At 71.6% G+C, this 21,092-nt stretch carries 21 protein-coding genes; 8 read left to right on the top strand and 13 right to left on the bottom strand.

Annotation, left to right across the window (positions count from 1 at the left end; all coding sequences use genetic code 11):
* Positions 1-907 precede the first annotated feature (907 nt).
* Entirely contained in the window at positions 908-1,405 is a 498-nt protein-coding gene (locus tag ACFWVC_RS35880; RefSeq protein ID WP_384297503.1) for a DUF6328 family protein, read from the top strand.
* A 75-nt stretch (positions 1,406-1,480) separates the two neighbouring features.
* Here ACFWVC_RS35880 and ACFWVC_RS35885 read toward each other — a convergent pair whose 3' ends face one another.
* The 3 genes from ACFWVC_RS35885 to ACFWVC_RS35895 all read right to left on the bottom strand — a co-directional run bounded on the left by ACFWVC_RS35885 (position 1,481) and on the right by ACFWVC_RS35895 (position 3,340).
* Positions 1,481-2,092 (bottom strand): hypothetical protein, encoded by a 612-nt coding sequence (locus ACFWVC_RS35885; protein WP_384297433.1) that lies wholly within the window; start codon positions 2,090-2,092, stop codon positions 1,481-1,483.
* The gene (locus ACFWVC_RS35890) at positions 2,089-2,805 is read right to left on the bottom strand and encodes a hypothetical protein (protein WP_384297438.1); all 717 of its coding nucleotides are present in this window, start codon (positions 2,803-2,805) and stop codon (positions 2,089-2,091) included. Before ACFWVC_RS35890 ends, ACFWVC_RS35885 begins: the two co-directional genes overlap by 4 nt.
* Positions 2,806-2,968: 163 nt before the next feature.
* The gene (locus ACFWVC_RS35895) at positions 2,969-3,340 is read right to left on the bottom strand and encodes an ATP-binding protein (protein ID WP_384297441.1); all 372 of its coding nucleotides are present in this window, start codon (positions 3,338-3,340) and stop codon (positions 2,969-2,971) included.
* Between the two features lie 211 nt (positions 3,341-3,551).
* Between ACFWVC_RS35895 and ACFWVC_RS35900 the strand changes: the two genes are divergently transcribed.
* Positions 3,552-4,427, top strand: a complete 876-nt coding sequence (locus ACFWVC_RS35900; protein WP_384297445.1) for a SigB/SigF/SigG family RNA polymerase sigma factor — start codon at positions 3,552-3,554, stop codon at positions 4,425-4,427.
* Between the two features lie 68 nt (positions 4,428-4,495).
* Positions 4,496-5,689: a low temperature requirement protein A gene (locus ACFWVC_RS35905; RefSeq protein WP_384297448.1), complete on the top strand. Its 1,194-nt coding sequence runs from the start codon at positions 4,496-4,498 to the stop codon at positions 5,687-5,689.
* Positions 5,690-5,779: 90 nt separating this feature from the next.
* Here the strand turns inward: ACFWVC_RS35905 and ACFWVC_RS35910 are convergent, their stop codons facing one another.
* On the bottom strand, positions 5,780-7,954 hold the full coding sequence (locus tag ACFWVC_RS35910; RefSeq protein ID WP_384297451.1) for a discoidin domain-containing protein: 2,175 nt from the start codon (positions 7,952-7,954) through the stop codon (positions 5,780-5,782).
* 384 nt (positions 7,955-8,338) lie between these two features.
* Between ACFWVC_RS35910 and ACFWVC_RS35915 the strand changes: the two genes are divergently transcribed.
* On the top strand, positions 8,339-8,773 hold the full coding sequence (locus ACFWVC_RS35915; protein ID WP_384297455.1) for a hypothetical protein: 435 nt from the start codon (positions 8,339-8,341) through the stop codon (positions 8,771-8,773).
* Here ACFWVC_RS35915 and ACFWVC_RS35920 read toward each other — a convergent pair.
* Positions 8,739-10,298: a hypothetical protein gene (locus ACFWVC_RS35920; protein WP_384297458.1), complete on the bottom strand. Its 1,560-nt coding sequence runs from the start codon at positions 10,296-10,298 to the stop codon at positions 8,739-8,741. The two genes, ACFWVC_RS35915 and ACFWVC_RS35920, sit on opposite strands and share 35 nt — an antisense overlap.
* Positions 10,299-10,377: 79 nt before the next feature.
* Between ACFWVC_RS35920 and ACFWVC_RS35925 the strand changes: the two genes are divergently transcribed.
* Positions 10,378-10,689 carry a YkvA family protein gene (locus ACFWVC_RS35925; RefSeq protein ID WP_384297462.1) on the top strand — a complete coding sequence of 104 codons (312 nt, stop codon included), beginning with the start codon at positions 10,378-10,380 and terminating at the stop codon, positions 10,687-10,689.
* A gap of 45 nt (positions 10,690-10,734) precedes the next feature.
* Here ACFWVC_RS35925 and ACFWVC_RS35930 read toward each other — a convergent pair whose 3' ends face one another.
* From ACFWVC_RS35930 to ACFWVC_RS35940, 3 genes are all read right to left on the bottom strand, one after another.
* Entirely contained in the window at positions 10,735-12,177 is a 1,443-nt protein-coding gene (locus ACFWVC_RS35930; RefSeq protein WP_384297464.1) for an ATP-binding protein, read from the bottom strand.
* Complete coding sequence (locus ACFWVC_RS35935; RefSeq protein WP_384297468.1) at positions 12,174-13,832, bottom strand: FAD-dependent oxidoreductase; 1,659 nt, start codon at positions 13,830-13,832, stop codon at positions 12,174-12,176. The genes ACFWVC_RS35930 and ACFWVC_RS35935 overlap by 4 nt, the downstream gene beginning before the upstream one ends.
* Positions 13,833-13,963: 131 nt before the next feature.
* Positions 13,964-14,323, bottom strand: coding sequence for a DUF427 domain-containing protein (locus ACFWVC_RS35940; protein ID WP_384297472.1), 360 nt, complete (start codon positions 14,321-14,323; stop codon positions 13,964-13,966).
* A 152-nt stretch (positions 14,324-14,475) separates the two neighbouring features.
* On the opposite strand from ACFWVC_RS35940, the gene ACFWVC_RS35945 reads away from it, so the two are divergent.
* Entirely contained in the window at positions 14,476-14,910 is a 435-nt protein-coding gene (locus tag ACFWVC_RS35945) for a hypothetical protein (protein WP_384297475.1), read from the top strand.
* Positions 14,911-14,925: 15 nt separating this feature from the next.
* Here ACFWVC_RS35945 and ACFWVC_RS35950 read toward each other — a convergent pair whose 3' ends face one another.
* From ACFWVC_RS35950 to ACFWVC_RS35970, 5 genes are all read right to left on the bottom strand, one after another.
* Positions 14,926-15,750: an endo alpha-1,4 polygalactosaminidase gene (locus ACFWVC_RS35950; RefSeq protein ID WP_384297477.1), complete on the bottom strand. Its 825-nt coding sequence runs from the start codon at positions 15,748-15,750 to the stop codon at positions 14,926-14,928.
* Positions 15,751-15,818: 68 nt separating this feature from the next.
* Complete coding sequence (locus ACFWVC_RS35955; RefSeq protein WP_384297481.1) at positions 15,819-16,088, bottom strand: hypothetical protein; 270 nt, start codon at positions 16,086-16,088, stop codon at positions 15,819-15,821.
* A gap of 561 nt (positions 16,089-16,649) precedes the next feature.
* On the bottom strand, positions 16,650-16,793 hold the full coding sequence (locus tag ACFWVC_RS35960; RefSeq protein WP_384297483.1) for a hypothetical protein: 144 nt from the start codon (positions 16,791-16,793) through the stop codon (positions 16,650-16,652).
* Complete coding sequence (locus tag ACFWVC_RS35965) at positions 16,790-18,196, bottom strand: OFA family MFS transporter (protein ID WP_384297487.1); 1,407 nt, start codon at positions 18,194-18,196, stop codon at positions 16,790-16,792. Before ACFWVC_RS35965 ends, ACFWVC_RS35960 begins: the two co-directional genes overlap by 4 nt.
* A 45-nt stretch (positions 18,197-18,241) precedes the next feature.
* On the bottom strand, positions 18,242-19,156 hold the full coding sequence (locus tag ACFWVC_RS35970; protein WP_384297491.1) for a helix-turn-helix domain-containing protein: 915 nt from the start codon (positions 19,154-19,156) through the stop codon (positions 18,242-18,244).
* A 271-nt stretch (positions 19,157-19,427) separates the two neighbouring features.
* On the opposite strand from ACFWVC_RS35970, the gene ACFWVC_RS35975 reads away from it, so the two are divergent.
* Together ACFWVC_RS35975 and ACFWVC_RS35980 are read left to right on the top strand one after the other, a co-directional pair.
* On the top strand, positions 19,428-20,690 hold the full coding sequence (locus ACFWVC_RS35975) for a cytochrome P450 (RefSeq protein ID WP_384297495.1): 1,263 nt from the start codon (positions 19,428-19,430) through the stop codon (positions 20,688-20,690).
* A 1-nt stretch (position 20,691) separates the two neighbouring features.
* Complete coding sequence (locus ACFWVC_RS35980) at positions 20,692-21,060, top strand: antibiotic biosynthesis monooxygenase family protein (RefSeq protein ID WP_384297499.1); 369 nt, start codon at positions 20,692-20,694, stop codon at positions 21,058-21,060.
* Positions 21,061-21,092 lie beyond the last annotated feature (32 nt).

The raw sequence follows: 21,092 nt of genomic DNA on the forward strand, positions 1-21,092 counted from the left end.
AGATGAAGTCGAGCAGGCTCGGGTCGAGCAGCGCGCGGTCGGCGACGCTCTGGCCGACCGCGAGCTGGGCGTCCTTGTCGGGGAAGCCGCCCACGGCGCCCCCGCCCACGATGCCCCCGCCGCCGAAGTTGCCGCCTCCGCCGCCGAAGTTGCCCCCGCCGCCGAAGTTGCCGCCTCCGCCGTGGCCACCGTGGCCGCCGCCGTGGTGACCGTGGTGCCGGCCGCACTTGCAGTGGTGGCGGCCGTGGCCGTCGCGGCCACCGCGGTCGTCGCCGTACCGGCCGTCGCGACCGTCACGCCCGTCGCGGCCACCGCGACCGTCACCGCGTCCGTCACGCCCGTCGCGTCCGTCGCGGCCACCGCGTCCGTCACGCCCGTCGCCGCGGTCGTCCCCGCGGCCACCGCGGTCGTCACCGCGTCCACCGCGGTCGTCACCGCGTCCACCGCGGTCGTCCCCGCGACCGCCCCGGTCGTCACCGCGTCCACCGCGGTCGTCGCCACGTCCACCGCGGTCGTCGCCACGTCCGCCGTCCCCGCGGTTGTCCCCACGGTCGTCGCGGCCGCCCCGGTCGTCGTCGCGACCGAAGTCGCCGCCGCCGCGCCCGTCCTCGTCGCGCTCGTCGCCGAAGCGGTTGTCGTCGTCACCCCGATCCCGGTCGTCGCTGCGACCGTTTCCGTCGTCCTGCGCGACGGAGGGGGCCGCTGCCGGGCGGTCCGGCGTGGTGGCGGCCTGGGCCGAGGCCGGCCACACGAGTGCCGCGGCCGCCAGGCAGGCGGCGGCGGTGCCGCGGAGAAGGTACGTCTTCGCCATCGGTCGTCCCAATCTGATGAGATGTTACATAGCCTAGTGAAAGGAATATTAATCACATATCGCCCGAAGCCGCGCGCAGAGGAACCGGAGGAAGCGATGTCGGACAACGCGGAGGGAAACAGCACGCGCGGCCGGGACGAGACGGGGGAGGAACGCGCGGACCGGATGTGGGGCGAGCTGATCCAGGAGGTGAGGGTCGCCCAGACCGGCGTGCAGATCCTCTTCGGCTTCCTGCTCACCGTGGCCTTCACCCCGCACTACGAGCGGCTGGGCACGGTGGACCACACCATCTACATCGTCACCGTCGTGCTCGGCTCGACGGCGACGGGGGCGCTGATCGGCCCGGTGTCCTTCCACCGGATCGTCGCGGGCCGGCGGATCAAGCCGGAGACCGTGCGCTGGGCCTCGCGGCTGACGTTCGCCGGACTCGTGCTCCTGCTGGCCACGATGACCTCGGCGGTGCTGCTCGTCCTGCGGGTGGCGACGGACGACGACTACGTCCCCTACCTCGTGGCCGGGGTCCTCGTCTGGTATCTGGCCTGCTGGTACGGGCTGCCGTTGTATGCCCGCAGGCGGCACGCCGGCCGGGACTGACGGCGTGAGAGGTACGGGGCACGAGGAAAGCCGCCGCGATTCGCGGCGGCTTTCCTCCGTACGGGTGGCGCGGGGTCAGATGTGCAGCACCCGGTCCACCAGTTCGCGGTAACCCTGCAGGGCCACGCGCAGCTTCTCGGTGTCGCCGCCGGTGTCGCTGCCGGCGTTGTCGCGGCCGCCGTTCCAGCCCGCGCGCAGTTCGTGGTGCCGGCCCTTGAGCTCCTGGAGGAGCCGTTCGGTGGCCTCCTCCAGTACGTGGTCGGCCTCCTCCACCGCGTGCCGCGGCTCGTCGACGAAGCCGCCGACCGCCTGCTGGAGCCTGCGCTGCAGCTTGTCGGTGTCATCCGCGGTCGCCTTGGGGGCACCCGGCTCCCGAGGGGTGTGCGGTGTGTGCGGGGCCTGGGCCGGACGGGCCGCCTCGGCCGCGGATTCCCGGGCATCGGCGGACTCGCGCGGGTCGGCGGTCCGATCGGGTGTCACGGGACCGCGCGCGGGGGCGGATTCGCTCACCCGGGCGGGCTGTGCGGGCTGTGCGGGCTGCGAAGGCTGCGCGGGGCGCCGGGTGGCGCGCTCGCTGCCGGGCGTGACGTCATTGCTCTTGACGTCGATCTTCTCGGCGGTCGTGTGGTCGGTCGTCTCGTCGGTCCTGGTCTTGTCGTCGTGACCGTTCTGGTTCATGGGGTTCATCGGTTACTCCCGGACGGCAGATGTGAACGGCGGGAGCCGCGGCGGTCGGTGGCGGTGTCGCCGTCGGTGCCTGTCCCGCTCTCGGTCTCGGACTCGGTGTCACCGGCCGGGGCGTCGGCCCGCGTGCCGGAGTCGTGTCGGCCTCGTGCGGTGTGCCGGGGCTCCTTGCCCCCCGCGAGGAGGTCGTCGAAGAGCGCGCGGGCCTCCAGCAGCCGGGCGCGCAGTTCCTCGGTGCCCGTCGTGGGGCGGTCACCGTCGTGCTGATCGGGGCGGACGGCACCCCGGAGATCGCGGTAGGCCTGCAGGTGGTGCGGGCGGTGCACCGACAGAGCGTCGATCTGCTCGCCGGAGTCGGCCGCCGGGAAGCCGCGGTCGCGGGACAGCCGGTCCAGCAGGCCGGCCGCCTCGCGGACGGATTCGGCGGGGGAGTCCACGAACCGCTCCTGAAGGGCGGCCCACTCGGCCCGGTACTCCTCGGTCTGGCGGGCCTCCAGCGGGCGCTGCGTCAGGTTCCCGTGGCGGTCCACGCGTTCCTGCAGCTCCTTGTCGGCGGCGGCCGTGTCGCCGTCGTGCCGGGCGAGCGTACGTTCGTATTCGGGGCCGAAACGCCGCCTCAGATGTCCGGACCCCTGCCCACGGCGCGTCAGGTACAACGCCGCGGCGGCGATCAGGACTACGAGGACGATCGCCCCGATGATGATGCCCGTGGTCATGGTGTGCCTCCTGGGGACCGATGCGGTCCCGGAATGGGATCTGACCTTGTTTCGGGTCCCGTGTGGTGTCTACGGAGCGTGTATCCGCGATCCGTCTCTCCACGCACACGTCTCCCGGACGGGGCGCCGGGGAGGGGAGGCAGGGGTGGAGCAGTGCGCGCGTTCAGCGCGGCAGGACGACCTGGATGACCTTGCCGCCCTGGGCGAGCAGGGTCACCCGGATGTCCCGCGCCAGCCGGCGCACCAGGCGCCAGCCGTAGCCGCCGGGCAGGAAGCCGCCGTCCGTCGGCGGCGCGACGGGCAGCCGGGAACTGTGGTCGCCGACCGAGACCCGGATGCCGTCCGGCCCGGGCAGGATCTCGAAGCGGGCGATCCCCTCGCCGTAGCGGAACGCGTTGGTGACGAGTTCGGAGACCACCAGCAGGCAGTCCTCGACCCGTTCGGGATCGACCCCGGTCAGGCGGGCGCGGGCCATGTCACGGGCCTCGCCGATGGACGCGGGGAGTGCCCCGCCGCTGCGCGCGGTGGTGGGCACCTGTCCTTCGTCATCCGTTTGAAGGCTGTACACGTACGATCACCCCGTAGGCCTCACTGGTCCCTGTGTGTCTGCCCGGCCGGGCCGGTCCTACGCGACCCGGTGGACGGATTTACGTCACTCCGGAATTGGTGGGCATGCTCGGTGAAGGACCGGGTACCCGAACGGCAGCACACGGGAACACGTCGTTGGACGGGTTTGAGGAGGAGCTGTGATCGCGGACGTCAGCAGGACGAGCCTCAGGGCCGGGGTGGAGAAGGCCGTCGCGGACGGACTGCCGCAGATCAGCGACCCGAGCAGTGTCGCACCCGCGGACGCGCGGGCGCTGTCGAAGCTCTTCCTCGAGCGGCTGACGGTTCTCGAGGAGGGCACCCAGGACCACCAGTACGCGCGGAACACCCTCATCGAGATGAACATGTCCCTGGTCCGGTTCGCGGCGCGGCGCTTCCGTGACCGCGGCGACGACATGGACGACATCGTGCAGGTCGGCACGATCGGTCTGATCAAGGCCATCGACCGCTTCGACATCTCGCGCGAGGTCGAGTTCACCACCTTCGCCGTGCCCTACATCGTGGGGGAGATCAAGCGCTTCTTCCGCGACACGACCTGGGCCGTGCACGTGCCGCGCCGGCTCCAGGAGCGCCGGGTCGAACTGGCGCGCGCCCGGGACGAGCTGTCCTCCCGGCTCGGCCGGGCCCCGAAGGTCGCCGAGCTGGCCGCGCTGATGGACCTCAGCGAGCCCGAGGTCGTCGAGGCGCAGGTCGCGTCCAACGGCTACACCGCCTCCTCCCTCGACGCGGCGCTCACCACCGACGACGGGGACGAGGGCGAGACCGTGCTCGCCGACTTCATCGGCGCGCCCGATCCGGGCATGGAGCTCATAGAGGATCTGCGCTCCCTGGCCCCGCTGGTGATCGAGCTGAGCGAGCGCGACCGGCGACTGCTCCACCTGAGGTACGTGGAGGAGCTGACGCAGGCCCAGATCGGCGAGATCATGGGCTGCACCCAGATGCACGTCTCCCGCCTGCTGTCGCGGACCATCGCGCGACTGCGCGCCGGAATGCTCCAGGACGGCAGCGCCGGCTGACACCGTTCCCCCAGTGCCCGCGCCCCCCAGGGGCGCGGGCACCGTCGTGCGCGGCCTACGATGCGCGGATGACCGATCACGATCACGCGTCGTCGGGCCGGCTGTACCGCCCCCTGGTGCGGATGACGCCGCGGGACCCGCAGGAGCCGCACCGGGTCGCCACTCCGCTGGAGCTGCTGTTCGACCTGTGCTTCGTGGTGGCCGTGGCGCAGGCCGGCGTCCGGCTCGTGCACGCCGTCGCCGAGGGCCATTTCGGGCACGGGGTCGCCGGCTACTGCTTCGTCTTCTTCGCCATCTGGCTGGCCTGGGTCAACTTCACCTGGTTCGCCTCGGCCTACGACACCGACGACGTCCCCTACCGCATCGCGACGTTCGTCCAGATCACCGGCGTCCTGGTGCTGGCGGCCGGTGTGCCCCGCGCCTTCGACCAGAACGACTTCACCGTCGCCGTCGCCGGCTACGTCATCATGCGGATCGCCCTGACCTGCCAGTGGGTGCGCGCGGCGCGCAACGCGACCGCGGCGGCGCGGACCGCGGCACTGCGCTACGCCGTGGGCCTGGTGGTCGTCGAGGCGGGATGGATCCTGCTGCTGCTGGTGCCCGGCGGGGTGTTCACCTGGGGCTTCGTGGTGATGGCCGTCGCGGACCTGTCGGTGCCGGTCATCGCCGAGCGCGCGCAGCGGACCAACTGGCACGCCCACCACATCGCCGAACGCTACGGGCTGTTCACCATCATCGTGCTCGGCGAGTCGGTGGCGGCCGCGACGGTGGCCGTGCAGTCCGCCGTCGACGAGTCCTCCGTCCTGGGGGATCTGCTGCCCATCGCCGTCGGGGGTCTGCTCATCGTCTTCTCCGCGTACTGGATCTACTTCGCCGTCCCCGTCCACCGGCATCTGACCACCGGCGTGTCCTCGTTCCTGTGGGGGTACGGCCACTACTTCGTCTTCGGCTCGGCCGCGGCCATCGGCGCGGGGATCGAGGTGGTGGTCGAGCAGACGGTGCACAAGGCGCACATCTCGCAGACGGCCGCCGCGTCCGCCGTGACGGTGCCGGCCGCGCTGTTCCTGCTGACGGTCTGGCTCATCCACTCCCGGCGGGCCAAGCGCGGCTTCGCCGAGCACGCGGTGCTGCCGGTCTGCGCCGTGCTGGTACTGGCCGCCACGTTCTGCGGTGCCTGGGCGGTGCCGGTGGCCGGGGTGGTCATGGCGGTGGCGGTCGCCGTGGGGGAGGTCCTGTCCTCCCGGCGCCGGCCGGCCGCCTGAGACGGACGGGTGCCCCGCCGGCGGGCGGGGCACCCCTGGTGTGTCAGGCAGGCCTCGGACGTGGATCAACAGGCGTGCGTCCGGGATACGTCAGGGGAACGAGACCACATTGGACGGTACGGTCGAGGTCCCCGAGGTCGCGGCACCGGTGCTGTTGATGACGTGGTCGTACTGGCCCATGCCGCCGAGCGAGACCACCAGGACGTCGTGCATCTTGACCCCGGACTTCACCGGGACCTCGAAGCCGTGGTCCATGCGGATCGTCGGATCGGAGGTGAAGTTGCAGTAGCTGCCCACGCCCCAGGCCTCATGGGTGGTGACGGAGTCGTCCACCTTGTAGGCGGCCCAGCCCTTCGTGGCGCCGTTCTGGATGGCGGCCTGGTTGGGGGCGTCGTAGGCCTTCTCGTTCTGGAAGAAGATCGTCCTGCCGTTCTGGCCGCTCCACTGGACGTCGTACTTCTTGAAGTGCTCGACGAACAGGCCGGTGGCCAGCACGTCGTCGCCGTTCACGCGCAGGCCGTAGTCGGCCGGGTTGGTGTCCCAGCCCACGCCGGCGCCGTGGTCGGCACGCCAGATCCAGGTGTGGTCGATGATGGTGTCGTCGCTGTTGACCTCCATGCTGGTGGTCGCCTTGCCCGGGCCGGCGCCGCCGATCCGGATGAAGACGTCCTGCACGGTGGTCGGGTTCGCGGCGTGGTCGGCGGCCGCGCCCTGCGGGCCGACCTGGAGCAGCACCGGGGAGTTGACCGCACCGGCGTCGATCAGGAAGCCGGCCAGCTTCACGCCGTCGACGTCGGCGACCTTCATGGCGGTGACGCCGTTGTCGGGGATGATCGTCGCGAGGCCGAGGCCGAGCACGACGGTGTTGGCCCGGTTGACGTTGATGGTCTGGTCGACGTGGTAAATGCCCGGGGTGAACAGCAGGTTGAGGCCCTGGGCGAGCGCGGCGTTGATGGTGGCGGCCGTGGCGCCCGGCTTGACCACGTAGAACTGGCTCAGCGGGATCGAGGAACCCTGCGGCGCGCCGGCGCCCCAGGTCGTGCCGCGCGCGTTGGTGCGCTTGGCCGGGACGAAGACCTTGTAATCGCTGCCGTCGAGGTAGAGGAAGGGCTTCTCACGGGAGACGGGGGTGGTGTCCAGCGTGGTGTACGGCGGGTTGGGGAAGCTCTGCGCGGGAGCGCCCTGGACGCCGGAGAAGGCCATGTTCCACACGCCGTTGGTCCAGCCGCCGACCGAGCTGTCGCGGGTGTACCACTGCTGCTGCGAGTACGGGCCCACGGTGCCGTCGATCTTGCTGTCGGCGATGTAGCCGCCGCTCGCCCAGCCGTAGCCGTTGGGCGCGAGGTTGAGGCCGCCCCTGACGTGCATGCGGCGGAAGGGCGCCGCCTGGGCGACGGCCCAGCGGTCCGTGCCGCTGACCGGGTTGAGGGCGAGGTTCTCGGCGGAGCGCCAGAAGTTCTGAGTGGCGTTGCCGTTGAACCAGCCGGCGTCCACGGTCACGTCGCCGTTGAAGTTCGTGTCGTCGGGGGAGAGGCCGAGCCCGGCGATCGAGGTGTAGAAGCCGATGTTGGCGTTGATGTTGTTGTACGTGCCGGGCTTGAAGAGCAGCGCGTAGCGGCCGGTGCCGAACTGCGCCGCCTCCTGCTGCTGGAAGATCTGGTCGAGCTTGGCCTGGATGTTCGGCGTCGAGGGGTCGAAGACCAGGACGTTCGGGCCGAGGTCGCCGCCGCCGGGGATCTGCGGGCCGGTGCCGTCGGTGGTGTGCACGGCGAACTCCCAGAGCGAGTAGCCGTACTGGGTGTGCCGGGCCGTGCCGTTCATCCGCACGTAGCGGCCGGTGCCGCTCGCGGCGCGGGTCTCGGTGCCGCCGGCGCCGGTGGTGGTGGAGGCGACGGTGGTCCAGTCGGTGCCGTTGGCGGAGACCTGGATCTGGTACGAGCTCGCGTAGGCGGCTTCCCAGGTGAGCACGACCTCACAGATGGTCTGCGAACTGCCGAGGTCGACCTGCAGCCACTGCGGGTCGCTGAAGGCGCTGGACCAGCGGGTGCCCGCGTTGCCGTCGACCGCGTTCGAGGCGGCGGTGCCGGCGTTCTCGGTGGAGGAGGCGGTGGCGGTCTTGCCCTGGGCGACATTGGTGGTGCCGCAGGCCGCGGCGTGGGCCTTGGCGAGCGGGCCGGCGGGGACGGCGATCAGGGCGAGCAGGACGGACAGCAGGGCTATCAGCCCTAAGTGTCTGCGGTGGGCGTCGTTGACGTGGGGTCTCATCAGAACTCCTGTCTCGGCCTCACGACTTAATTTATGGCGTGAGTTAAGAGGTGAGGGAAGTCGGGGTCAAGTGGTGCGACAGGAACTGTTTCCGACGGATTAACGGAACATCAGGTAAGTGAGAACCCCGAACGGTCGGTGACCTGCGGGGTGTCCGATTCCTTCGCTTGTTGAACGCGAAGCGGGTCTCCAGGGCCACGGGAACGTCCCCGTACCAGTCCTGACGTGAACTCTTGACCGCTCGCGCAACGCTGGGTTGACCGCGGCCCCGACAACCGGAAGCGCCCCCCGGCCCTCCCTTTGGGGGCCGGTGCCGGGCGCGAACACGGCCACGGCGGTGATCCACCACTCGAACTAATGATCTTCACGCGTTACACTCCGCGAGTGTCCGAACTCCGCACACTGGCCCTGGGGCTCCGGCAGGCGATCCTCGACTGCCCGAACCCCGGACTGGTCTCCCTGGAGCGCTTCCCCTACGGCTCCTGTGGTGACGCCTCGATCCTTCTCGGCCAGTACCTCCACGAGAACGGGCTCGGGGTGTGGAGGTACGTCAGCGCCTGGGAGAACGGCGCCTCGCACGCGTGGATCGAGAAGAACGGCCTGCGCGTCGACATCACCGCCGACCAGTTCGACGGGGTCGACACCCCGGTGATCATCGCCTCGGGAGGCGGCTGGCACGACCGCTTCACGGTCGACCACGCCGCCTCCCACGGCGCCCTCATCGCCGTCCGCGAGGAGTACGCCCGCGCCGAACTGAGCGCCGCCTACGACCGGCTGATCGCCGTCATTCGGCAAGGGACGCCACGAGTCGGCGCATGACGGCAGGGTCGAGCGCCGGGTTCGCCGCCGCGTGATGGGCCAGTTCCTCGTCGTCGAGGAGCTCCGCCAGCCGGGCGGGCGGGAGATTCGCGTGACGTGCCGCGGCGGCCCGTACGCGGGGATCGGGGTCGTGGGTGAGCCGCTCCACCGTCTGTGCGGAGGTCGCCGGATCCCGGCCGGCCAGTGCGCGGACCGCGGGATCCTCGTGATCGGCGTAGTGGGCGAGTCCCGCGGTGGGGAAGTCCGGCCGGATGACGAGCTGTTCGCGTTGAGGGCCGGTGTACTCCAGGAAGCTGCGCAGCAGCAGGTCGGCGGGTGCCTCCGGGTGGTTCTGCGCGAGCAGGACACGGACGCCGAGGTCGTCGTCGGTGGCGAGGCGTTCCACCAGGTCGGGTGGCAGGAAGCGGTCCCGTGCGGCCTTCCGGCGCCACATGGGGTGGCCGGAAAGTGCGTTCCGCCGCATCTCGGCCGGGTCGCCGGGCACCCGTAGCTGTGGCCAGGGGACGAACGGCTCGTCCATGGGGACCTCGTAGTCGATCGCCTCGCGCTCGGTGTCGGTCAGCGCGAGGTCCATGGACGCCGCCAGTCGCACACGGGGATCGGGGTCCCTGGTGAGCGCCCGGAGTTCGTCGGGTTCCAGGTCGGAACGGTAGGCGATGCTCTCCCGCACTCCGGCGTCCGGATCCGCCCCGAGCGCCCGGCGCCGCTCCCGGGAGAGCCGGGGGTGGTGCGCGATCCGCTCGCGGACCTCCACGTCCGGATCGGTGGAGAGCAGCGCCACCACGTCCGCGGGAAGGGTGGGGTTGCGCGCGATCGTCGCACGCTCGTCCTCGGCGGCCGGCGCGGTGAGCACGCTCTCGACGACCTTCCGGCTGAGGGCTCCGTGGAGGAGCATGTCGGTGCGGGCATGGCACGGCCGTTCCGGCAGCTCCCGCTCCACGTACTGCGGGTCCTCACGGCGCAGGTGGTCGTGCACTGCCTTCCGGACCCTTTCGTCGGGATCCGCCAGCAGTGCCTCCCTGACGTCGTCCGGCACGCCGCGCCAACCGATGCCCATGAGCCGCACCTTGGGGTCCGGATGAGAGTGCGCCGCCCACATGAATTCCGCGGAGACCTGGCGGCTGAACCCGCTCTGCATCTCGTCTTGGTAAGTGCGGATCATGTGGAGGACGACCCGGTCCGGCAGGAGTGCGGGTATCGCATGCGGAGGCAGGTCGGGACCGTCGGAGAGCAGGGCCCGCACGGACCACTCCGGATCGTCCACCAGCCGAGCCCGCTGTGCCGGGTCCACATGCGGATTCCGGGCGAAGCGGCCGCGCACGAACCGGTCGGGGTGCGCGGCGACGGCCTCGACCACCGCGCCCGGCAGTGCCCGGTGCTCGCACAGCGCGATGCGCGCCACCTTCGGTCCGTCGTCGAGCAGGCGCAGCAGCACGTCCTCGGGGGCGGCCGGATTGAGGGCGAGCCCGGCGAGTCGGCGTTCGGGGAGCCCGGCGGCAGGCCAGAGCCAGTGCGACGTGATCATAAAGAGCCTTCCTTTCGCCCGTGGTCCGGTACCGTTTCTGCGCAACCCTCAGGGGTAGACGCGAACGAGGGAGGCAGCCATGGGTGATTGGTCCACGACAGTGCTGGTCATCGCGGGGGTGGCGGTCGCGGCCATGCTCGTGGTCGCTGTGGTGCTGGTGGTGAAGATGGCACGGGTCCGTACCCTGCTGCGCAGCGCCGACGTCCCGCGCTCGGGCAAGCTGGCCTTCTGGGCCGCGGTGATCTACCTGGTGTGCCCGGTGGATCTGCTGCCCGACCCGATCCTCATCGACGACATCGGCGTGCTGCTGCTGGCCCTGCGGTCGCTGAAGAGCGCCGCGGACCAGCAACTGCCCCCCGGTTTGGGGACATCGCGCAAGACGCTCGGCTGACGGCCGGCCCGGTCGGACAGCCGGTGTCCGGTCGCAGGTCCGGCCTCAGCCCACGGCCTCGGCCCTCTCCTGGGCGACCGGCAGGCACACGGTGAAGCGGGTGTCGCCCGGGGTGGACTCGACACGGATGTCGCCGTGGTGCTTGTTGACCACGATGCGGTAGGAGATGTCGAGGCCGAGCCCGGTGCCCTCGCCGACCGGCTTCGTGGTGAAGAACGGCTCGAAGATCCGCGGCCGGATCTCGTCGGGGATGCCGGGCCCCGTGTCGCCGATCTCGACGAGCAGCCGGTCCGTCCCGTCCCATCGGGTGCGGATGCTGAGGGTGCCGGAACTGCCCATCGCGTCCAGCGAGTTGACGACGAGGTTGGTCCACACCTGGTTGAGCTCGGCGCCGTACGCCTGGATCTGCGGCAGCGTGCGGTCGTACTCCTTCACCACCTGCACCCCGCCGGGGATCTTCGCGTGAAGCATCGTCAGCGTGGCGTCCAGCAGCGCGTGCACGTCCACGGTCTGCTGCGGCGCGCGGTCGAGCTGCGAGTATTGCTTCGCCGCGCCGACCAGGCCGGAGATCCGGGTGACGGCGTCGTCGATCTCGCCCATGAGCAGTTCGGTGTCGAGGGTGTACGACAGCCAGCGCACGGACGCTTCCAGACGGTCCTCGCCGACCGTCTCCACCACGGTGCCGAGCCACTCGATGTCCACCCCGCCCGCGATCAGCGTCGGGGCGAGTTCCCAGGAGCCGTTGACGCCGTGGTCCTCGAGCCAGTCCGTCAGCTCGTCCTCCGCGTCAGAGGCTTGCAGGGCCGAGAGTTCCGGTGCCGACGCCAGGCGCTTGATCGCGGCGTCCTGCAACTCGACCAGTTCGTGCAACTGCCGGGTGTCGAGCCGGCCGTCCGCGATGAGGGCGAGCTTGTGGCGCATGCCGGCGACCCGGTCGCGCAGCGCGGAGGTCGCCCGCACCGCGGCCGCCGCCGGGTTGTTCAGCTCGTGCGTCAGTCCCGCGGAGAGCGAGCCGAGCGCCAGCAGGCGTTCGCGCTCGCCCATGATGGTGTTCTGCTGGCGCACGCCGAAGAACAGGCCCTCCAGCAGGTGCACCGCCATCGGGAACCACCGGTGCATCGCGCCCGCGAACTCGTCGGCCGGGAGCACGAAGAACTCGCAGTCGGTGATGGCCCGCAGCGAGTTGGGGTACACCTGATCCACCCGGTCCCCGAGGTACGCCTGTGTCGCGCCCGCGTACACCCCGCGCTGGTCCGTGCGGTTGACCTCCACCTGGTCGCCGTGGAGCAGCCTGGTCATCGCCACGGTGCCGCTCAGCAGGATGTAGAAGCAGGTCGCCGGCTCGCCCTCGCAGTAGACGTCGGCGCCGCTTGCCGTCTGCTCCAGGCGGCCCTGTTCGGCGAGCCAGTCCAGTTGCTTGTCCCCGAGCGCCTCGAACAGGAACAGGGTCTTCAGCTGTTCCGGTACGAGCCGGTCCGACGTGGTCACTGCGCCTCCAGATAACGGTGCACGAGCGATACGGCCATCGCTCCCTCGCCCACGGCCGACGCCACCCGCTTGACCGACTCCGCGCGGACGTCGCCCGCCGCGAAGACGCCGGGCACGCTGGCCTCCAGGTGGTACGGGTCGCGGGGGAGCGGCCAGCGCGCCGGCCGTCGCCCGCCGGTCAGCAGATCGGGGCCGGTCAGGACGAAGCCGCGCGCGTCACGTTCCACGACCCCCTCCAGCCAGTCCGTCCGCGGCTCGGCGCCGATGAAGATGAACAGCCACTCCGCGTCCACGGTCGTCACGGCGCCCGTCTTCGCGTCCCGCAGCATGAGCTGCTCCAGGTGGTCGCCGCCCTTGCCGCCCACCACCTCGGTGCACGGGTGCACGTCGATCGTGTCGATCGCGGCGATCTGGTCGATCAGATAGCGCGACATCGAACGGCCCAGGTCGGCGCCCCGGATCAGCAGGTGCACCCGGCGGGCGTTGCGCGAGAAGTACACGGCGGCCTGCCCGGCCGAGTTGGCGCCGCCCACGATGTAGACGTCTTCGCCGGCGCAGTTCATGGCCTCGGTCATGGCGGAGCCGTAGAACACCCCGGCCCCGGTGAACTCGGCGAGCCCCGGCGCGTCCAGCCTGCGGTACGCCACGCCGGTGGCGAGCACCACGGTGTGCGCGGTGATCGCCGAGCCGTCCCCGAAGGACAGCACCCGTCCGGCGCCCGCCGCCTCCAGAGCCGTGACCTCGCGGGTGCTCAGGATCTCCGCGCCGAACTTCAGCGCCTGCCGGCGCGCCCGGTCGGTGAGCTGGGCGCCGGAGACACCGTCCGGGAAGCCCAGGTAGTTCTCGATGCGGCTGCTCTGGCCGGCCTGGCCGCCCGTCGCCCTGCGCTCCACCAGCACCGTGCGCAGGCCCTCGGACGCCCCGTACACGGCCGCGCCGAGACCGGCCGGACCGCCGCCGACCACCACCAGGTCGTAGAAGTCGGAGGACGGCGTGGTGCTGAGGCCGACATGCGCGGCGAGCTCGGCCTCGCTCGGCCGCACCAGCGTCGAGCCGTCGTCGGTGACCACCAGCGGTACGTCGTCCTGGGTGAGCCCCGCGGCGGTGAGCAGCTGGACCGCCTCCGGGTCCTCCGAGGGCAGCCAGCGGTAGGGGACCAGGTTGCGGGTGAGGAAGTCGCGCACCTTGAACGAGGGCGCGGACCAGCGGTGCCCGACGACCCGGGTCTCGCTGGCGGTGGGGTCGGGAGTGGACAGCCACGATTCGAGCAGCGTGTCGATCACCGGATAGAGGTTCTCCTCCGGCGGGCTCCACGGCTTCAGCAAGTAGTGGTCGAGATCGATGATGTTGATCGCGTCGATGGCGGCCGCGGTGTCCGCGTAGGCGGTCAGCAGCACACGCCGGGCCAGCGGGAACAGATCCATGGCGGCTTCGAGGAACTCGACGCCGTTCATCTGCGGCATGCGGTAGTCCGCCAGCATCACGGCCAGCTGCTCGCCGCGCAGCTTGATCTCGCGCAGCGCGCTGAGGGCCTCGTCGCCGGAGGTCGCGCGCACCACCCGGTACCGGTCCCCGTACCGGCGGCGAATGTCGCGGGCCACCGCCCGGGAGACTGCCGGATCGTCGTCGACGGTGAGGATGGTCGGATTCGCCATGTGACCATCATTGCTCCCCAAGGCCCGCGGCGCGCCCCAAAACGAACACTCGTGCCTGGTGGGGCGATGCTTTACCGTACGTCGCGCCGCGTCACGCACCGCGACGGCCGCGGGCCCGCGGGAGCGGCCGGTCAGGCGCCGTCGGTGATCTTGATCTCGGCGATCGTGTCGTAGAAGGACAGGTGGTCCTTGATCTCGGGCACGGTGCCGATCGGCTCCGGATAGGCCCAGGCCACGTCGGTGTGGTCGCCGTACGACCAGTAGGAGGCCAGACCCTTGAACGGGCAGGTGGTGTGGGTGTCGGTGGGCCGGAACAGCGCCAGGTCGACGTCCTCCGGCGGTATGTAGTAGCGGACGGGCAGGCCCGTCTCGTGGACGAGGAGCGGGCGCCGGGTGTCGGCCACCACCTGCCCGTCGATCTCGACCCTCACGTGCTGCGTGCCGGGCACCGCTGTGACGGTGTGGCCCTGAGTGCTGTGGGTGGACGCCATGAGGCTCCCCTTTTCGCTCGGCTCTCGTGCGACAACCTCGCGGGACGGGAGCGCATTCCCCGGGGCGTTGTCCCCCGCATGCACGTATCCGCGTGACCGAAACCGCGTTCGCCCGTTGGCCCTGCAAGATCGCAGCCAAGGAGGAGCGTGAGATGAGCACCCGACGTCACCAAAAGGGCCGCAAGCACCGCACGGTCAACCGCACCCCCCGCCCCGTCGCGGCCACCGCCCCGGCCGCCGGACGGCCCGCCTCCCGTCCGGCCTCGTCGCCTGCCGCAGCCCCCGTGGCGGCGGCTCCCGCCGCCGTTCCGGCGCCGGCGGTGGCGGTGGCGGCTCCCGCACCCGCGGCCCCCGCGCCGCGGTCGGAGCAGAGCCCGGAGCCTCAGCCGGAGCCCGCTCTGCCCCGCACGGCGCTCAAGACCCTGGAGCAGCTGCGTGCCGCGGGCGGTGACGGCACGACCGTCGACGACCTGAGCGCCAGCGTGGGGTACCAGCCGGCCACCATCGTGCGGCACATCGACACCCTGGTCGCGGCCGAACTCGTTCACCAGCGCGACGGCCGCTGGTACGCGGTGTCCGGAGGGTGAGGCGGCCGCCGCCGCTCAGCAGGTACGGAAGACGTGCCCGCGCTCCTTGGCGGGCATGACGTCCCGGTCCCGCAGCACCACCGAGAGGCGGCCGCCCCAGCGGCGGCAGGTCCGGCCGAAGTCGGCCGCGGTGTAGGCGACGACCAGGACGCGGTTCGCGTAGGCGGCGGCATAGTCGCCGCACTCGTCGAACTCCCCGCACTCCTCGGCCACGGCGAAGTCGAAGCCGATGTCCTTGTGCCGGGGGAGGAGCTCGGCGGTGTTCTTCTGCGCGACGGCCAGTCCTGCCGCGTGCGCCCGTGCCACCAGGAGCCGGGCGTACGCGGCGTTCTGATCAGACGTCAGGAGTCCATGAGAGCGCTCGAAGGAATCGAGGTTGTCCGGTTCGACGGCCTGGAACCCGTGCTCGGCGCAGTCGTCGATCCAGCGTCCGACGACCGCGGCCAGCGCGGTCCGCCGGGCCGCCGTCGAGATGTCGAACAGGACCTCGCCCCAGTCCTCGTCCATGACGGGGGCACCCCGCCGGTCGCGCAGGAGCAGGTCCGGGTGGTGCCGCTGCCACCAGCCCGCCTCGCCGGGCTGGGCCTGGAACGCGTTGACGTAGCAGACGGAGTAGACGCCGGGGGCGGGCCGGTCGGCGCGGTCCCGGGAGACCACGCGGACGCCCTTCGCGGGCGGGTATCCGCCGCCGATCTGGTAGTCGAAGCGCGCGCCGGCCGGCGGCGGGGTCACCGGGACGTCCCGGGACGGGCGTTGGCCGGTGCCGCACCCGGCGGCCAGCACCACGGCGGTCAGGAGGGCCGCCGCCCTGCGCGGTGACGGGACGGGCGGGGAGGGCACACGGGCTCCTGGGGGACCGGGGACGGGCTGCTCATTCTCGCGCCCCGGCGGCCGGAGGAAAGCACCGGTCAGAGGATGCCGCCACCGCCGCTCCAGTGCGGGCCGGTCATCCAGAGCAGGGCGACGAGGGTGTCGATCGCGCCCAGGACCACGGCGATGAGCGGCAGCAGCGGCTTGGCGCCCCGCCAGGTGCGGCCCATCGCCAGCCAGCCGCAGACCACGGCGGCCGGGCCGAGCAGGATGCCGAGGACGAAGAAGCCCGCGACGGCGCATATCAGACCGATGATGCCGAGCGTGTCGCGGTCGGTGCCGGTGTTCGTCCGGGGGCTGTGGGGCATGGTTCGCTTCCTCCGTGTTCGGCGCTCGACGGCGCGAGCGCGCGGTGCTACGGAGTCCGGTTACCCCGCTTCGGGCCCGCTTAGTGCCCGTCAGAGCATCGCTCACGCAGGGGCGGTGGCCGGTGCCGCGCCCGGCGGCAGCGGAGGCCGGCGCTACCGCGGCCGGGAGGGCTGCCGCCCTGCGCGGCGACGCGCGGTCGATCCAGGGCATGGCCGCTCCGCACCTTGTGGGTGCGCTCCCGGCCCGAGGTGCCGAGATCGGCCGCGAGGGTGGGCGATCGGGCCGTGCCGGGGGATACGGGCGGTGGTGAGCAGTGGGAAGAGGCTGCCGAAGGGGGGTGTCGGCCGGGCGGCCCAGGGCCCGGCCGGTCGGAGCGCGCGTGGAGCCGGTGGCGAGGTCACCGGGACGTCCCGGGGCGGGCGTTGGCCGGTGCCGCGCCCGGCGGCAGCTGAGGCCGGGGCTACCGCGGCCGGGAGGGCTGCCGCCCGGGGCCGCACCCGCCGCCGGGAAGGCGGGCCGTGCCCGCGGGCGTATCGCCGTGCCCGCGGGCCGCCGGGAGGTCAGCCGCCGAACAACTGCTTGAGCTTCAGGATCAGTTCGTAGACCCCGTAGGCGAAGGGCGCGCCCACCCACAGCCATGCGAGCGCCATCAGGGGGCGGCGGTCCGGCATGGCGGTGGCGGGCGGCGTGGACGGTTCGGTCATCGGACGGCTCCTTCCGACTCGGGGCCGGCTGCCGACGTGGCGACGGGCGCGGCCGACGGGCCGTCGTGGTGACGGGGGTTGACGGGACTTACGAGCTCGTTGGCGACGAAGCCGACGACCAGCAGGACCATCATGATGACGAAGGACGTCGTGTAGAGGTCCGGGCCGGTGCGTCCGGCCGACTTCTCGTGGTCGGCGATCGCGTTGACGATCAGCGGCCCCAGCACGCCGGCGGTGGACCACGCGGTCAGCAGCCGCCCGTGGATGGCGCCGACCTGGTACGTGCCGAACAGATCCTTCAAGTACGCCGGAATCGTGGCGAATCCGCCGCCGTAGAAGGACAGGATGACGGCGGCCGCCAGGATGAACAGCGGCTTGGAGGAGTCGCCCACGAGCGCGATCAGCAGGTAGAGCAGGGCGCCCACGCCGAGGTACACGCGGTAGATGTTCTTGCGCCCGACCAGGTCGGAGGTGCTCGACCAGGTGATCCGGCCGAGCATGTTGCCGAGCGACAGGACGCCGACGAAGCCCGCGGCGGCCGTGGCCGTGACCGGCGCCGAGGTGTCCGCGAAGAAGTCCGTGATCATCGGCGCGGCCTTCTCCAGGATGCCGATGCCCGCCGTCACGTTCATGCAGAGCACCACCCACAGGCACCAGAACTGCGGCGTGCGCAGAGCCGAGCGGGCCGAGACCTGTGCGGTCGTGACCAGGGGACGCACCGCGTCCGTGGCGGGCGTCCATCCGGCCGGCTTCCAGTCGTCGGCCGGTACGCGGACCAGCAGCACGCCGAACGTCATGAAGACGGCGTAGACCAGGCCCATCACCAGGAAGGTCTGGGAGATCCCCGAGGGGTCGGCGCCGAAGGACGACAGCATCTGGGTCGACCAGGGCGAGGCGATGAGGGCGCCGCCGCCGAAGCCCATGATGGCGATACCGGTGGCCAGGCCGGGGCGGTCGGGGAACCACTTGATGAGGGTGGAGACCGGCGATATGTAGCCGATGCCGAGTCCGATGCCGCCCACGAAGCCGTACCCGAGCACGATCAGCCAGTACTGGCTGGTCGCGGCGCCGAGCGCGGAGATGAGGAAGCCGGAGGCGAAGCAGAGCGCGGACACGCACATCGCCCAGCGCGGGCCGTTGCGCTCCACGAGGGTGCCGCCGAAGGCCGCGGACAGCCCCAGCATGACGATCGCCAGCTGGAAGGGGAGCGCGGACTGGGTCCCGCTGAGATGGAGCGAGGCCTCGAGCGGTGGCTTGAACACGCTCCAGGCGTAGGCCTGGCCGATCGCGAGGTGGATGGAGAGGGCCGCGGGCGGTACGAGCCACCGGCTCCAGCCGGGTGGGGCCACGGTACGGGCGCGGCTGAGGACGGCGGGTACAGCGGGTAATGCTGGCGGGGTCATGACATACCTTCCTGGCGACACATGGCCCCGTGGACCGTACAACTTTCACCCATCCCTGGGTAGGGCCTTTTCCGAAGAGATCGGCGGCGATGCGGGTGCGGCGGGTGAGGCGGAGGTGGCGGGGGAGCCCTGCGAGGCGGCGAACGGGACGAGATGGCCCAGCAATTGGAGGCCCTGTTCCGCCGCGCTGCCGGGCGCGGCGTGGTAGACGACCAGCAACTGCCCGTCGGCACCGGTGACCGCCAGCTTCTCGTAGTCGAGTTCCAGCGGCCCCACCTGCGGATGCAGGAGGCGGCTGGTGCCACTGGTCCGCGGCTTCACGTCGTGCCGCGCCCACAGGCGGCGGAACTCCTCGCTGCGCACGGACAGTTCGCCCACGAGCTCGGTCAGCCGGGCATCGTTCGTCTCCGGGCCGGCGAGCGCCCGGAGGGAGGCGACGGTCCCCGCGACGGTGCGTTCCCACTCGCCCTCCTGGTACATCGCCCGGACCGCCGGGTCGAGCAAGGCGGAGCGCAGCAGGTTGTCGCCCTTGACGTAGTGCGGCGACAGGGCGGTGGCGAGCGGGTTGGCCGCCAGGACGTCCAGGTAGCGGCCCTGCACGAACGCGGGGGTGGGCATCGCCATCACCAGCCGCCGGATGCCCTCGGCGAGGCGTTCCGGCCGCCGCGCCGGGGCGCGGCGGCGCCTGGGCTGCGCGAGCGAGTGCAGATAGCCCGTGGCGTCGGCGTCCAGCATCAGCACGCGCGCCAGCGCGTCCAGGACCTGAGGCGACGGGTGCTGGTCGCGGCCCTGCTCCAGGCGCAGGTAGTACTCCGCGGAGATCCCGGCCAGCAGTGCGACCTCCTCGCGCCGCAGCCCCGGCACGCGCCGCCGTCCGGTCGGCGGCAGGCCCGCGTCCTGCGGGCGCACCAGGCCCCGGCGTGCCCGCAGGTAGTCGCCCAGCTCGTTCGAACCGCTCATGCGTCCCACCGTAGGCGGTCGTCCGCCGCGGAACCTGGCCCTGCCGCTACCAGGCAGGACCGTCCGGCCGGTGTTCGGTCGCTCGCGCGTTTCATCCATTTGCCCCCTTCCGGATTTGGACCGCGGGGAGTCTTCCTACGATGGCCGCAGGTGGCGTTTCCGGTGAATCGTCCATCGAGTTCCGGTATGCCCCACAGGATGCGCGGATGTGACCGTGCCGCAAGCGCCCCCGCTGCAGTGACCGACGGCAGCCCGAACGTCAGGACGAGCCATGACACACGCATCCGCCCCAGGCGACGCGGCCGCCGCCGTCGCCGAGGGGAGACCGGAGTTCCGCGTGGACCCGCACCCGGTCTACGCGGCGCTGCGGCAAGCGGCACCGGTGTGCCCCATGAGGCCCCCGCACGGCGTGGAGACGTACCTGATCACGCGGTACGACGACGCCCGCGCGGCGCTGGCCGACCCGCGGCTGAGCAAGGACATGTACGGCGCCATGGACGCCTACCAGCGGATCTTCGGGGACTCCTCCGTCGCGCTCGACGACAACATGCTCTTCTCCGACCCGCCCAAGCACACCCGGCTGCGCCGGATCGTCAACAGCGCCTTCACCCCGCGCCGCGTGGAGGCGCTGCGTCCGCGGATCCAGCGGATCGCCGACGAACTGCTGGACCGGTGCCCGGCGCGCGAGCCCGTCGACCTGCTGCCGCACTTCGCCTTCCCGCTCCCGCTCAATGTGATCTGCGAACTCCTCGGCGTTCCGGAGTCCGAGCGCGAACAGGCCCGGCACTGGTCGGCCACCGTCGCGCAGACCGGCTTCGGACCCGAGGCCAGGAAGGCGCTGGAGGAGGCCGAGGGGGCGCTGCGCGACTACCTGGTGGAGCTTGTCGCGCGCAAGCGGGCGCATCCGGGCGACGACATGATGAGCGCGCTGGTCAGGGCCCAGGACGAGGGCGGGGCCATGACCGACCACGAGCTGATCTCCACCGCCTGGGTGCTGCTCTTCGCCGGCCACAAGACGACGGCCTATCTGATCGGCAACGCCGTCCACCACCTGCTGGCCCACCCGGACCAGTCGGCCGCGGTCATGCGCGACCCGGAGCTCTGGCCGCGGGTCGTCGAGGAAGCGCTGCGCTTCGAGGGCTCGGTGGAGAACGCCACGTTCCGCTACGCCGCGGAGGACGTGAAGATCCGCGACACGCTCATCCCCAAGGGCGCGCTGGTGCAGATCGCCATCGCCTCCGCGAACCGCGACCCCGCGGCCTTCCGGGACCCCGACCGCTTCTCCGTCACACGCGGGGACGCCGGCTCCCACGTGGCGTTCGGGCACGGGCCGCACTACTGCGTCGGGGCACCGCTGGCCCGGCTGGAGACGCGGATCGCCCTGGCCACGCTGTTCGGCCGCTTCCCGCACGTCGCGCCGGCGACGCCGCCCGAGCGGGCGCGCTGGCTCGCCGTCCCCTTCCCCGCGTTCCGCGGACTGGCGGAACTTCCCGTGACGCTCGACCCCTCACCGTCCCCGAACGACAGGAACTGACGTGATTGAGCTCGCCGACGTCGATGAGACGTCTCCCTATCCCAAGCAGCTGCTGGAGGAGACCGGGCCGGTGGTCCTGGTCAACACCATCGTGGCGCCGGACGGCAAGGTGGCGGAGGTGCTGGCCGCCTGGACGCAGGACTCGGCGTACTTCAAGCGCCAGCCCGGCTTCATCTCCGCCCAGATGCACAAGGGTGTCGGGAGCAGCCGCGCGCTGATGAACATCGCGGTCTGGGAGTCCGCCGGGCACCTGCACACGGCGCTCACCAGCCCCGAGTTCCGCGGCGCCGCCGAACGCTACCCCGACGGCACGGTGGCCCTCCCGCACCTGTACGAGCGGCTCGCGGTCCAGGGTGTCTGCGTCGCCTGACCGGTGAGCCCGCCGGCGCCGCCACGGGCGCC

The sequence above is a fragment of the Streptomyces sp. NPDC058691 genome, from assembly GCF_042714775.1.
GTDB lineage: Bacteria > Actinomycetota > Actinomycetes > Streptomycetales > Streptomycetaceae > Actinacidiphila.